Annotated in this window: 13 protein-coding genes; 7 read left to right on the top strand and 6 right to left on the bottom strand. The window is 61.1% G+C overall.

Annotation, left to right across the window (positions count from 1 at the left end):
• Positions 1 to 231: 231 nt before the first annotated feature.
• The gene (gene ispB, locus ACXAD0_RS17860; RefSeq protein ID WP_475090101.1) at positions 232 to 1,194 is read right to left on the bottom strand and encodes an octaprenyl diphosphate synthase; all 963 of its coding nucleotides are present in this window, start codon (positions 1,192 to 1,194) and stop codon (positions 232 to 234) included.
• A gap of 258 nt (positions 1,195 to 1,452) precedes the next feature.
• Between ispB and rplU the strand changes: the two genes are divergently transcribed.
• The 5 genes from rplU (at position 1,453) to ACXAD0_RS17835 (ending at position 5,309) form a co-directional block, all read left to right on the top strand.
• Entirely contained in the window at positions 1,453 to 1,764 is a 312-nt protein-coding gene (gene rplU, locus ACXAD0_RS17855; RefSeq protein ID WP_475090099.1) for a 50S ribosomal protein L21, read from the top strand.
• Between the two features lie 31 nt (positions 1,765 to 1,795).
• A complete protein-coding gene (gene rpmA / locus ACXAD0_RS17850) occupies positions 1,796 to 2,053 on the top strand; it encodes a 50S ribosomal protein L27 (protein ID WP_067086922.1) in 258 nt (85 codons plus the stop codon).
• Positions 2,054 to 2,202: 149 nt separating this feature from the next.
• Positions 2,203 to 3,405 carry an Obg family GTPase CgtA gene (cgtA, locus tag ACXAD0_RS17845; RefSeq protein WP_475090098.1) on the top strand — a complete coding sequence of 401 codons (1,203 nt, stop codon included), beginning with the start codon at positions 2,203 to 2,205 and terminating at the stop codon, positions 3,403 to 3,405.
• A 67-nt stretch (positions 3,406 to 3,472) separates the two neighbouring features.
• On the top strand, positions 3,473 to 4,597 hold the full coding sequence (gene proB, locus ACXAD0_RS17840; protein ID WP_475090097.1) for a glutamate 5-kinase: 1,125 nt from the start codon (positions 3,473 to 3,475) through the stop codon (positions 4,595 to 4,597).
• A gap of 115 nt (positions 4,598 to 4,712) precedes the next feature.
• On the top strand, positions 4,713 to 5,309 hold the full coding sequence (locus ACXAD0_RS17835) for a DUF899 family protein (RefSeq protein WP_475090096.1): 597 nt from the start codon (positions 4,713 to 4,715) through the stop codon (positions 5,307 to 5,309).
• A gap of 82 nt (positions 5,310 to 5,391) precedes the next feature.
• Here ACXAD0_RS17835 and rpsT read toward each other — a convergent pair whose 3' ends face one another.
• From rpsT to ACXAD0_RS17810, 5 genes are all read right to left on the bottom strand, one after another.
• Positions 5,392 to 5,658, bottom strand: coding sequence for a 30S ribosomal protein S20 (gene rpsT, locus ACXAD0_RS17830; protein WP_091517007.1), 267 nt, complete (start codon positions 5,656 to 5,658; stop codon positions 5,392 to 5,394).
• Between the two features lie 190 nt (positions 5,659 to 5,848).
• On the bottom strand, positions 5,849 to 7,912 hold the full coding sequence (locus ACXAD0_RS17825; RefSeq protein ID WP_475090095.1) for an ATP-binding protein: 2,064 nt from the start codon (positions 7,910 to 7,912) through the stop codon (positions 5,849 to 5,851).
• 33 nt (positions 7,913 to 7,945) lie between these two features.
• Complete coding sequence (gene pdsR / locus ACXAD0_RS17820) at positions 7,946 to 8,635, bottom strand: proteobacterial dedicated sortase system response regulator (RefSeq protein ID WP_475090421.1); 690 nt, start codon at positions 8,633 to 8,635, stop codon at positions 7,946 to 7,948.
• Between the two features lie 176 nt (positions 8,636 to 8,811).
• A complete protein-coding gene (locus ACXAD0_RS17815) occupies positions 8,812 to 9,531 on the bottom strand; it encodes an OmpA family protein (protein WP_475090094.1) in 720 nt (239 codons plus the stop codon).
• 166 nt (positions 9,532 to 9,697) lie between these two features.
• Positions 9,698 to 9,838: a hypothetical protein gene (locus tag ACXAD0_RS17810; RefSeq protein ID WP_475090092.1), complete on the bottom strand. Its 141-nt coding sequence runs from the start codon at positions 9,836 to 9,838 to the stop codon at positions 9,698 to 9,700.
• Between the two features lie 273 nt (positions 9,839 to 10,111).
• Here ACXAD0_RS17810 and murJ point away from each other — a divergent pair, with 273 nt between their 5' ends.
• Positions 10,112 to 11,665: a murein biosynthesis integral membrane protein MurJ gene (murJ, locus tag ACXAD0_RS17805; RefSeq protein ID WP_475090420.1), complete on the top strand. Its 1,554-nt coding sequence runs from the start codon at positions 10,112 to 10,114 to the stop codon at positions 11,663 to 11,665.
• A gap of 104 nt (positions 11,666 to 11,769) precedes the next feature.
• Positions 11,770 to 12,741, top strand: a complete 972-nt coding sequence (gene ribF, locus ACXAD0_RS17800) for a bifunctional riboflavin kinase/FAD synthetase (RefSeq protein WP_475090090.1) — start codon at positions 11,770 to 11,772, stop codon at positions 12,739 to 12,741.
• Positions 12,742 to 12,781 lie beyond the last annotated feature (40 nt).

The raw sequence follows: 12,781 nt of genomic DNA, 5'->3' as shown, positions 1-12,781 counted from the left end.
GGTCTTTTCTCAACGAGCGTCGAAGACTGCTGGACGGCTGTTTGCCTGTCTAACACTGGGAGTCAAGGAAGATCGGCTATAGGTGCGCGGTTAAACAGGAAGTACGGCCATGGGGGGCCGTGAAGAGCCAGCTGGGTTGCGACATGCGTGTCTTGCGCATCACTCCTGGCGGCAAGGCCGCCAGGGAGCTAGTGCGAAGTTTAAGCGGCAGCCGTGCAGATAAAGAGAAGCTTAAACAGTGCGTTCCACTGCAAATGAAGCCAGCTGCTGTAGTGCGGTTTTGTATTCTCCCGCTGGCAGGAATTCGAGTCGGTCCTTGGCCTGTTCAACCGCGGCACGTGCCCGGTCCAGGGTGTAATCGAGGGCGCCGCAGGCCTTGATCGCTTCGACAATTTCTTCGAGTTTTTCACCGCTACGCTCAGTGATCGCTTCCCGCACCAGTTGCGCCTGGGCTGTCGTGCCGTTGGCCATGGTGTAAATCAGGGGCAGGGTAGGCTTGCCCTCGGCCAGGTCGTCACCGACGTTCTTGCCGAGCTCTTCCGGGTTGCCCTGATAGTCGAGGGCATCGTCCACCAGCTGGAACGCCAGGCCCAGTTCGCGCCCATACAGTTTCAGTGCCTCGCGGTCTTTGGCGCTGCAGCCTGCCAGCACCGCAGCCGTTTCACAGGCGGCCTCGAACAGGGCGCCGGTTTTCTTGTGGATCACGGTAAAGTAGTTGTCTTCACTGACTTCCGGGTCGCCGGCATTCACCAGCTGCTGTACCTCGCCCTCCGCGATGGTATTGGTGGTTTCCGAGAGGATGGCCATGATGTCCATATCTTCCAGTGCGACCATCATCTGGAAGGCGCGGGAGTAGAGGAAATCGCCAACCAGAACGCTGGGTGCGTTGCCCCACTTGGCGTTGGCGGTCAGCCGGCCGCGGCGCATGTCGGAGGTATCCACTACATCGTCATGCAGCAGTGTGGCGGTATGGATGAACTCGATGATCGTTGCCAGGTCGATGTGGTTGGCACCGGTATACCCGGTGGCGCGGGCGCAAAGCAGCACCAGCAGGGGGCGCAGGCGTTTGCCGCCGGCTTCGACCAGATAGTGGCCGATGTTCTCAACCAGCGGGACGTCGGAGTGGAGCTGCTCCAGGATGCGCTGGTTGACGGCGGCAAAGTCATCTGCCGCGACCCGGTGAAATGGCAACATTCAAAGTTTCCTTATACTGCAAGTCAGGGGTTGCGAATGCCCGGCCGGCGGGCTTTTGCGGGCTGCCGGGGGCGAAAGGGCGGCTATTGTATCAATCTCCCGAATTGATTAGAATCTGCGCCCCGTTCTGGCTGTCCCTGTGGACGTCAGCGGTCTTTAATTGGTAATTACACGGCGCAAGCTCCCGAAATGCGTGGAGGAGGCTGCTTTTGGCACCCCTGGCGCTGCTTCGTGTCGTCCATTCCGGAGCATAGAGATATGTACGCTGTATTTGAAAGCGGTGGTAAGCAGCACCGTGTAGAAGAAGGTGAAGTACTTCGCCTCGAGAAACTGGAAGTCGCTACTGGCGAATCCATCGATTTTGACAAGGTGTTGATGGTTGTCGACGGTGACAGCATCAACATCGGCGCTCCGCTGGTAAGCGGTGCCAAGGTCACTGCTGAAGTGGTTAGTCACGGCCGCGGCGAGAAGGTGAAAATCATCAAGTTCCGTCGTCGTAAGCACTCCATGAAGCGTCAGGGCCACCGTCAGTGGTACACCGAAGTTAAAATCACTGGCATCAAAGGCTAATCACCAGGTAACAGAAGAGGAGTAGCTACTCATGGCACATAAAAAAGCTGGCGGTAGTACGCGAAATGGTCGCGATTCCGAAAGTAAACGCCTGGGCGTAAAGCGCTTTGGCGGTCAGGCTGTAGCAGCCGGCAACATCATCGTGCGTCAGCGCGGTACCAAATTCCACGCTGGCGTTAACGTTGGCATGGGCAAGGATCACACCCTGTTCGCGACCGCCGATGGCGTTGTGAAGTTCGAGGTGAAGGGCCCCAATAACCGCAAGTTCGTTTCCATCGAAACTGCGTAAGCGGCGACCCTGCCCGATCCGAAAAGCCCCGCCAATGCGGGGCTTTTTTATTGCGCCAGATTTGTTTCGGCCCGGCGCAGCCTGTGAGGAAGAATTCCGCAGATTACACTGCAGGAAGGAAAGAAAGCCGCTAAGGCGGTGGAGAAACCATGAAATTTGTCGATGAGGCCCCTATTCACGTCCAGGCCGGCAAAGGTGGCAATGGCTGCCTGAGCTTCCGCCGGGAGAAGTTTGTTGAGAAAGGGGGTCCCGACGGTGGCGACGGAGGGGACGGCGGTTCCGTCTATCTGTTAGCCGACGACTCGCTGAACACGCTGGTGGATTATCGCTACCAGCCGCGCTACGCCGCCGAGAGCGGCCAGCCCGGGCGTGGTCGCAACTGCACCGGTGCCAAGGGTGAAGACCTGGTTTTGAAGGTGCCGGTTGGTACCACCGTGATCGATGTCGAGACGGAGGAAACCCTGGGAGATTTGACCCATGCCGGGGAGCGACTCAAAGTCGCGCAGGGCGGCTTTCACGGACTCGGCAATACCCGTTTTAAATCGAGCACCAACCGCGCACCGCGACAGACGACCAATGGCACCCCCGGGGAGGAGCGCAGTCTCAAGCTGGAACTGAAGGTGCTGGCGGACGTGGGTATGCTCGGTTTGCCCAATGCGGGCAAGTCGACCTTTATTCGTGCAGTTTCTGCCGCCAAGCCCAAAGTGGCCAATTATCCGTTCACAACCCTGGTGCCCAATCTGGGGGTGGTGCAGGTGCAGAAGCACCGCAGCTTTGTCATTGCCGATATTCCGGGTCTGATTGAAGGGGCGGCCGAAGGGGCCGGCCTGGGTATCCGTTTCCTCAAGCACCTCACGCGCTGTCGAGTGTTGCTGCACCTGGTGGATCTCGCTCCGTTTGATGGCAGCAATGCGGTTGAAAATGCGCTCGCCATTGAGCGTGAGCTGGAGTCCTTCAGCCCTACCCTGGCGGGACGTGAGCGCTGGCTGGTGTTGAACAAAACCGATCTGGTACCGGCGGCTGAACTGGAAGAGCGCTGCCAGGAAGTGGTTGATGCGCTTGGCTGGGAGGGGCCGGTGTTCCGTGTCGCGGCGATCCGTGGTGAAGGGACGGATGTGTTATCCGGCCGTCTGATGGATTACCTGGAAGCGCGCCGTGAAGAGGAAGAGGCAGATCCCGCTGTGGCGGAAGCCGAGCTGGAGGCGCAGCGCCAGATGCAGCGCGAAGCGCGAGAGCTTATTGATGCGTTGCGCGAGGCCCAGCGTTCGCGTCGTCGCGGTGCCAAAGGGCAGGACGATGACGATGATTGGGACGACGATGATCACGATGTCGAGATAGAATATCGGCAGTGAGTTGTTACCGGGCAGAGGTTTTGCCCGGTTTTCCGCCCTTCGGGGCGTTTTCCAAGGGAGGGATACCGTGCACGCACGGCATCAACTGGCGGGTTGTCGCCGCTGGGTAGTGAAAATCGGCAGTGCGCTGCTGACGGATAACGGGCGTGGGGTAAACCGCGCAGCGATCGACAATTGGGTGGCGCAGATGGCCGCCCTGCGCGAGCGCGGAATCGAAGTGGTGCTGGTGTCTTCCGGCGCCGTTGCAGCCGGTATGGATCGTCTGGGGTGGAGTCGTCGCCCTGAGTCCATTCACCAGCTGCAGGCAGCTGCCGCCATTGGCCAGAGCCACTTGGTGCAGGTCTACGAGCAGGCATTCGGTCGCTTCGACTGTCGCACCGCGCAAATCCTGCTGGATCACGACGATCTTTCCAATCGAACGCGTTATCTCAATGCGCGCAGTACCCTGCGTACCCTGCTCGGCCTCGGTGCGGTACCCATCATTAACGAAAACGATACCGTTGTAACCGACGAGATTCGTTTCGGTGATAACGATACCCTGGCAGCACTTGTGGCCAACCTGGTTGAAGCGGATGCGCTGTTGATTTTGACCGATGCCGATGGCCTGTTTACTGCGGATCCCCGCGACAACCCCGATGCAGAGTTGATTGCCGAGGCAGCGGCCTCTGATGCGCGATTGCTGGGAATGGCTGGCGGTTCTCGCAGTGGGCTCGGTCGGGGTGGTATGACCACCAAGGTGCGCGCCGCGCAGCTGGCGGCCCGCTCCGGCGCGTTGACGGTCATTGCTGGAGGTGCGCGCGACAATGTCATCGAGCGCGCCTGCAATGGAGAGGATCTCGGTACCCTACTGCTGCCGGATGCCGACCCCCTCACTGCGCGCAAACGCTGGCTGGCCGGCCGCCTGCAGGTTAGTGGCGTTTTGACCCTCGATGCGGGGGCAGAGTTGGCGCTGCGGGAGCAGGGTAAAAGTCTGCTCGCGGTCGGGGTCTCTGCGGTTGATGGTCGCTTCCTGCGCGGAGAGCTGGTGTCCTGTCGTAATGTGGCGGGCGAGGAAATCGCCCGTGGTCTGGTCAATTACGATAGTGGTGAGACGGCGCGGATCCTCGGGCAACCGTCGGAGCGGATTGCCGAACTGCTCGGGTATCGCGACGATGATGAGCTGATTCATCGCGACAACCTGATCCTGCTTTAGCCCCCCCTGCTTGCCAGCTACGCCGGTGGTGTCATTCGCGCCACTGGCGGCTCCTTTTCCCTTTTTCCCGATCATTGCGGTTAGGCTAGATGTCCTGACAGCAGCGGAGGGGTCCATGGACAGGATTCAGGAATTGGAGCGGCAAATCGGCGAATTGATGGTCGAGCTGCGCGAGCTACGACGTGAGCATGCCGGTGCCCCGGTGGAAAACTATCGCTTTGAGACGCTGACGGGCCAGGTGTCCCTTGGGGATCTCTTTGCCGGGCGAGATCGATTGTTGCTGGTGCACAACATGGGGCAGGGCTGTCGTTACTGCACCCTCTGGGCGGACGGCTTTAACGGGTTATTGCCGCATCTCGAATCGGTGATGTCGGTAGTGCTGGTGTCCAAAGATGCCCCGGCGCAACAGCAACGTTTTGCCGGCAGTCGCGGCTGGCGCTTTCGGCTCGCCTCTCATGGTGGCGGGCGTTATCTGGAGGAGCAGTCGGTGATGCCCGGCATGGGGAACATGCCCGGTGCGGTACTTTATGAGCGTGACGGAGAACAGCTCTATCGCAAGAGCAGCTGCGTTTTCGGCCCGGGGGATATCTACTGTGCCATGTGGAGTTTGCTGGGGCTGGCGGGGCTTGGAGAGGGTGACTGGACTCCACAGTTCAGTTACTGGCAGCGTCCGCAACAGCTCGAGGATGGTGGCGAGAATATTCAGGAGTAAAGTCCGGTACCGGGCCGCTATCTTCCCAAAAATAAAAAGCCCCGCATTAGCGGGGCTTTTTTAAGCGTAACTCAACGCGAGATCAGGCAGCCAGGGCCTTGATCTGAGCGTTCAGACGGCTCTTGTGACGGGCGGCCTTATTCTTGTGAATAATGCCTTTGTCTGCCATACGGTCGATGACCGGTACTGCTTCTGCGTAAGCAGTCTTGGCTTTTTCCGCGTCACCTGCATCGATGGCTGCAACTACCTTTTTGATGTAGGTGCGCACCATGGAGCGCAGGCTAGCGTTGTGGTTGCGGCGCTTGTCGTTCTGGCGCGCGCGCTTCTTCGCTTGAGGTGAGTTGGCCACCGGTTGCTCCTGTAGGAATCTAAAAATCAGTAACTAACGGGCCGGGGCCCGATTGGGACGCGACATTATCCCCACAGTTGGTTGTTTGTCAACCGCTCAACCGACTGGAAACTGCTGGTTCGCGGGCAGTTCTGTGCGCTATGGATAGACTTGTCGGTCGCTCTGGCTGTGCTGCGCTGTGCGGACGCCTTCATCGCGCTCGAGGGAGTTCCAGTGTGAAGGTGACACCGTCGCCATCGGCGCGGTCTTTGGCAGAGAGTTTCCCCTCATGGAATTCGGCAATTAACCGGGCAATATGCAGTCCCAGGCCAAGGTGTCCGCCGCGGTCACCGTCAGCACGCACGGACACTAGCGAATCAAACAGCTTCCTGTTGAAGCCCTCGGGCAGAGAGGGGCCGTGATTGCTGACAGATAGCCGATAATATTGAGCGTCGGCGACTAGCGTCAGTGATATTTCACTGCCCTCTGGTGCGAAGCTCGCCGCGTTGTCCACCAGTTTGTCCAGCAGTTGGGCCAACAGTTCCGGGGCGCCGAAGCAAGGCTGTGGCGATGGCGGACAGTCGAGCGAGAAGACGTGCTGCGCATGCGCATCGCGGTAGCAATCGCACATCACATGAAGAAAGTCTGCCAGATCAAACTGCTCCTTGCTGCGCCCACCCGGCTCGCCCTGTGCCCGGCGAATGCTGGCTTCGAGATCGCTCGCCGCCGACAGGCTGTTGAGGATGCCGGTCAATCGGTTGCTGCCCTCCAGTGCACGTTCCGCAAACCGACGGCTGTCGCCGTCCAGGTCCCCGGCGGTGAGATTGTCGAGTGATCCGCGCACGACGGCCAGTGGCGTGCGCAATTCATGCGACAGCTTGCTCGCCAGGGTGCGCAGGTACTGGTGGTATTGATCCAGTTCCCCTAGCAGGCTGGCAAATGCGTGGTTGAGCGCGCCGAGCTCATCTCCGAGGCGGGAGCGCGGAAAGGCGCCGCGCAGTCGGCCGCTGGAATCTACCGCACTGCGGGCGGCCCGGTGCAGGCGCCGGATCCGCCAGGACAGCCAGCTGGCGTAGCCCAGTAGCAGGATCAGCGCGGTGCCGGCCGCGGCGGCCGAGACCAGCCACAGCTGGAAGCCCGCGGATTGGGTGAGGGCGGTTGCGGCATGGCCCGATTGCAGTGCGATTACACGACCGAGCAGCGGGCGCTCGATGATGTTATCGACACGCGTGATCACTGGTGCGCTTACAGCCCCCAGGCGGGTTTCCCGCGGACCGCTGAACCAGCTGCGCGCGATGTGGCGCCCGGACGGGTCGCGCCCGGTCAGGGCAGCGGCGAGTTGATGCGACGGTGGTTGTGGGGGCATTGCTGCCTGGCCTTGCAGGCGCCGATAGAACCAGTTCTTGAGCCAGTGAGGCTCGCTGCCCGATTGGGCGAAGGCCTCGGTATCACCGGCATCAGCCAGGATGAACCCTTCGCTGTCGACCACCACCAGGCGCAGCTGGTCGCGCTGGAAATGTTTGAGTTCCTCCTGCAGCCCCGCCAGTGGGTGTACCAGCCGACCCGGCAGGCCATCGCTGGCGAGGCTGGAGGTGCTGTGCAGTATGTCCCCTGAGGTCGACCGATCCAGAACACGCACACCGAAGTCGCCTGCGGTAAGTGCCAGAGGCAGGGTGAATTCAAGCTGGTAGCCGCCGGAGACGCGACTCCAGCGCCCGCGCAGGCGCAGCTCCCGCTCATCGCGACGGGTGCGGGGGTTGCGCCAGAAGGCTTTGGCGTTGCCCTGCGCCGCCACAGGGAGCGTGTAGGTGCGCGCGCGGGTATGGATCTCGATAGCGTCGCCGCTGGCGACTACATTGCTGCGGGGATCGTGCTCGCTGGGTGTGGCGTCAGCGACAGTGAGCAATCCATGCAGCGTGTCCCGGTGGCGTCCCAGGGTGATCAGGGCACGGTCGTCGCCGGCACCGTCCTGCAGTCGGCGGGCGGGGAGCTGCCATAGCCGCCACTCTTCCCCGTAGCCGTCGAGACGCGGTGCCTGTGGAAGAGCATTGAGGTATAGCTGCGCCCCTGGCGGGCGACCGAGTCGCAGAGTGTCCGGCGCGATCAGCTCCGGGGCACTGGCGAGGCGTCCTGCGACGGCCTGGGCGGTGGCCTCCAGGGCTTGCAACTGCCCTTCGGCCAGCGCGGCGTCGACCTGGCGCAGGTACTGGCAACCCGCCCATGGCAGGGCCAGGGCAACCAGACTGACGAGCAGCAACTGGCGGCGTAGTTTCACCTTGTTTCTACCCCCTGACCATGACCGTAGACCTCACACCTGCCAGCGATAGCCCATGCCATAGGCTGTGGCAATGGCGTCAAAGTCACCGTCCAGGCTCTGGAACTTGCGGCGAATTCTCTTAACGTGGGAGGTAATGGTGTTGTCGTCGAGCACCACGCGCGCGGACTCCATGAGCTGTCCGCGACTTTTGACATGGCCGGGTCGCTTGGCCAGCGCATGGACGATCCAGAATTCGGTGACGGTCAGGTCCACCGGTTGTGCCTTCCAGTGACAGTGCATGCGCGCAACGTCGAGTGTCAGGTCGCCCTGGGTGAAGGTGTCATCGGTATCGCTCTGGTCGCGCAGGACATTGACCCGGCGCAGCAGGGCATTGATTCGTGCCTGCATGTGGGGCAGGGAGATGTCCTTGGTCAGGTAATCATCGGCTCCGAGGCGCAGTCCGGAGATGATGTCGAGCTCGGAATCCCGTGCGGTCAGAAACAGGATGGGCAATGTCGGCGCCATGGCGCGCAATTCTCGGCAGAGTTCGAACCCGCCTTCTACTTCGGCACCGAGGCCGACATCGATCACGGCCAGATCCGGCAGGCGTTGCCTGAACGCGTCGAGTGCCTCTGGACGGCTGGTGTAAAGGTTCACCGCGTAGCCGGTGCGGCGCAACGCATCGCGGTAGTTTTCGGCGATCGCGCGTTCGTCTTCGACGATGGCAATGGTGGCAGTCATGCTGTTGTTGTCTGTCATGGCGATTTGAACGATTGCAGCGCGCATGGCGCCGTACTCGCCAAGATCATGCCGGAAAAAGCCGCTCGACACCAAGTGCCGGCTCGAAGGTGTAAATGGGGTGCGGCATTTCACGGCGACGCCTGGGGCGCCGCCGTGCGATTAACGGGATAGGGGAATTAGAAGTGTCCGGCGACCGCTTCTGCGGGGCGGAAGAAGATGTCTACCCGGCGCTCCATGGCGTAGGCGTCAGCATCACCGCGAGTGGCCTGGGAGTAGGTGGAGCCGAGTGCGCGACGACTGATCCGGCTCGGGTTAATACCGTGTGCTTCCAGGGCACGTTGAACGCTGAGAGCGCGCTGGTCGGACAGGACATTGTTGTAGCCGTCTGTGCCGCGGGGGTCTGCGCGACCTTCCAGTTCAATTTCCAGGTGCGGGTGACGCTGCAGGAAGTCCGCCAGTGCGGCTACCTGTTCGAGCTGGGATTCCTGCAGCTCGTCCTCACCAGTGGTGAACAGCATTTTGAACTGGAGGGATTCGAGGGCCAGTTGGCTGGCGTCGTTGGCCGACAGGCGAGTAGCGTCCAGTTGTTGTGCCAGGCTGGTGAGCTCTGCGCGGCTCTCGGTCAATTGTGATGCCAGCATATCTGCCTCTTCTGCTTGCTTGATCTGTTCGCCCAGCCAGGCTCCGCCGAGTGCACCAGCGATAAAGCCTACCGGACCGCCCACCGCGGCTCCTGCAATGGCGGCACCGCTGAATACGGTGGCCTGCTTAACCGGGGTTAGTTTCGATCCTTGAAACTCGTTCGATCCGTGAACAGCTGCTTGGTCGGCCTGCGCGGTGCCTGCAATCAGAGCGCCCAGGGTGGTGGCCAACAGAACCTTCTTGGTTGTCTTCATTAGTCTTCTCCTTGCGGTTTTCTTTGCCTTGGTGTCAGCGGGACTTTCTGTCCCGGTCGAGGCTTATTAAAAAACCGCAAGGAGGCCTTGGAGTGGCACCAATCGGGCCGATTCCAGCGCAATTATGGCGAATTATGGCTCTGTGGCTGTGTGACCCTTAGTTGGGTCAGCGTTGCTGGCGGCGATAGCGCCGGTCGCGCGGTGCATCAATGCGCACACGGACGCGCGGGGGGCGAGGCCCAAGCACTACCGCGACATACAGCACAAATGCCAGCGCAAGAGCGATAATCAAGGCGTTGAAGGTCATCCGTTATCTCCTTAACGCGGGCAATCCGTTGCTGCGCGCCATAATCACACTTTGAGTATAGTTTCCCAAGCCGGCGCAGGTAGGAACAAATTGGCAATTCTGGGCAGGCATCCTGGCGGCAGAATTGCGTTAGACTTGCGAGCCACGCCCAGTCATCGTCTTCAGGAGCCCGGTTTGCCCGACTCTCAGTCCGACCAAACGCCGCTAGAGCAGTCAAATCCGACGGCGGACACCCCAGCCGGTCAGAAACGGGATGGCGGGGCGCGTCGGCTACTGCAGGGTAGTTCCGTTGTGGGCGGTGCCACCATGCTCTCCCGGGTGATGGGGTTGGCACGCGATGTGGTGCTGGCCCGTGTCGCTGGCGCCAGCGATGCTGCAGATGCCTTCTTTGTCGCGTTCAAAATCCCCAATTTCTTTCGCCGACTGTTTGCCGAGGGGGCCTTTGCCCAGGCCTTTGTGCCGGTTCTGGCCGAGTATCGCCAGAACGGAGGTATTGCTGCCGCCCGCGAGCTGAACGATCGGGTGGCCGGCGCGTTGGGCGGGGCCCTGCTGCTGTTTACCCTGATTGGGGTGGTTTGCGCGCCACTGGTGGCCGGGTTGTTTGCATTTGGCTGGTGGTGGGATGGCGCCGAGCGGGAGAAGTTCGAGCTGGCAACGGATATGTTGCGGGTGACCTTTCCCTACCTGATGCTCATTTCCCTGGCGGGATTCTCCGGCGCCATTCTCAATAGTTTCGATCGCTTTGCGGTCCCGGCGTTGACGCCGGTGTTGCTGAATCTGGTGCTGATTGCCGCGGCACTGTGGGCCACCAACTGGTTCGACCCCCAGATTATGGCGCTCGCCTGGGGCGTGTTTGCGGCGGGTGTTATACAGCTGCTGTTCCAGTTGCCATTCCTCGCCCGTCAGGGGTTGTTACCGCGACCGCGTTGGGACTGGAAGCATCCTGGTGTTCGCAAAATCCTGAGATTGATGGCGCCGGCCATTTTTGGTGTGTCGGTGACCCAGATCAGCCTGGTACTCGATACTGTGCTCGCGTCGTTCCTGCCTTCGGGCAGTGTCTCATGGCTGTACTTTTCCGACCGCCTGACCGAGTTGCCACTGGGGGTGTTCGGTGTGGCCGTGGCCACCGTCATCCTGCCCAGCTTGTCGCGCCAACACAGCGGAGGGGATCCCGAGCGCTTTCGTCATACGCTCGACTGGGCACTGCGCAGCGTGACGCTGATTTCCCTGCCGGCGGCGTTGGCGCTGGTGGTGCTGGCGGAACCCCTGTTGACCACCCTGTTCCAGTACGGGCGTATGGAGCCCCGGGATATGGAAATGGCGGCCTGGTCGCTTCGCGCTTATGCGCTGGGGTTGCTGTCTTTTATGTTGATCAAGGTGCTGGCGCCGGGGTATTTCGCCCGCCAGAACACCGCGACACCGGTGCGATTTGGCCTGATCGCGATTGCCGCAAAGATGGTGTTGAGCCTGTTGTTTGTGATCCCCCTCAACCACTACCTGCAGCTGGGCCATATGGGGCTGGCGCTGGCCACCGCGGCCCAGGCGGCGATCAATGCCTGGTTATTGTACCGGGGCCTGCGTAGCGAAGGGGTCTACCGGCCGGAGCCGGGCTGGGCCGCCTTTTTGACCCGCCTGATACTGGCCTGTGTGGCGATGGTGGCCTGTTTACTGGTGGCCCTGTACTTCTGGCCGGGGTGGAGTGACTGGAGTTGGTGGGAACGCTCCTGGCGGATGGGGGTATTGGTCGCCAGCGGAAGTGGTGTCTTTGCCCTGACGTTGCTGGCGAGTGGTATGCGGCCCCGGCACTTCCGATTGGGGGCTGGCTGAGAGCGGCTCAACGGTGGATCGTTGATGGCGTTTGCACCCACTGACCGGTATCTGCTTATCCGGTATACTGCGGCGCTTGTTTTTGTGAGCACGGAAAGAGCATTTTGGCTGGCGAACGGGAATTGATCCGCGGACTGCATAACCTGCACCCCTGCCACCGTGGCTGTGTCGCCACGATTGGCTCGTTCGATGGTGTTCACCTGGGGCATCAGGCGATCATTGATCAGTTGAACGGTCGCGCCCGGGAGCACGGCTTGCCGTCGGTGGCCATGATTTTCGAGCCGCAGCCCCATGAGTTTTTTTCCGGCGAGCGCGCACCGGCCCGTCTGATGCGCTTCAAAGAGAAGGTCCTGGCCCTGTTTGAGGCCGGTGTCGACCGGGTACTGTGCCTGCAATTCAACCAGTACCTGCGAACCCTGAGCGCTGAAGACTTCGTTGAGCAGATACTGGTCGAGGGCATGGGCACCCGGCATCTCGTGGTCGGGGATGATTTCCGCTTTGGCTGCGACCGCTCCGGTGACTACGCCCTGTTACAGCGAATGGGCGCCGAGGCGGGGTTCAGCGTGGAAGATACGGCGACCCTGACCATAGCGGAGGCCCGGGTCAGCAGCACGCGGATTCGTGCAGCCCTGCAGAATAGTGATTTTGCCCTGGCGCAGACACTGCTGGGCAAGCCTTACCGGATTACCGGAAGAGTGGCGCGAGGGCGTGCTCTGGGGCGACAGCTTGGTGCGCCGACTGCCAACGTGCGCCTGCATCGTTACCGATCCCCGCTGGTCGGGGTTTATACCGTGAGCGTGACAGCCACCGATGGCGGTCCGCTCGATGGTACAAGAACCCAGGTGAATGGTGTGGCCAATGTGGGCTTCCGTCCCACCGTAGAGGGCGAGGGAGCCCGGCCGCTGCTGGAAGTGCATTTGCTGGACTTCTCTGCTGACCTTTACGGCCGCGAGCTGGCAGTCGAATTCCGCCATAAATTGAGGGACGAGGAGAAGTTTGCCTCGTTGGACATCCTCAAGGCCCGCATTGCGGCTGATATCGCCGAAGCGCGCGACTGGTTTGAACACCACGCCTGAGGCCCTGTGCCTGTCGAATAATTTTTGAGTCTTGAAACCG

This window comes from Microbulbifer sp. ABF4_148 (assembly GCF_056158985.1).
This window is presented reverse-complemented; position numbering and strand designations above follow the sequence as displayed.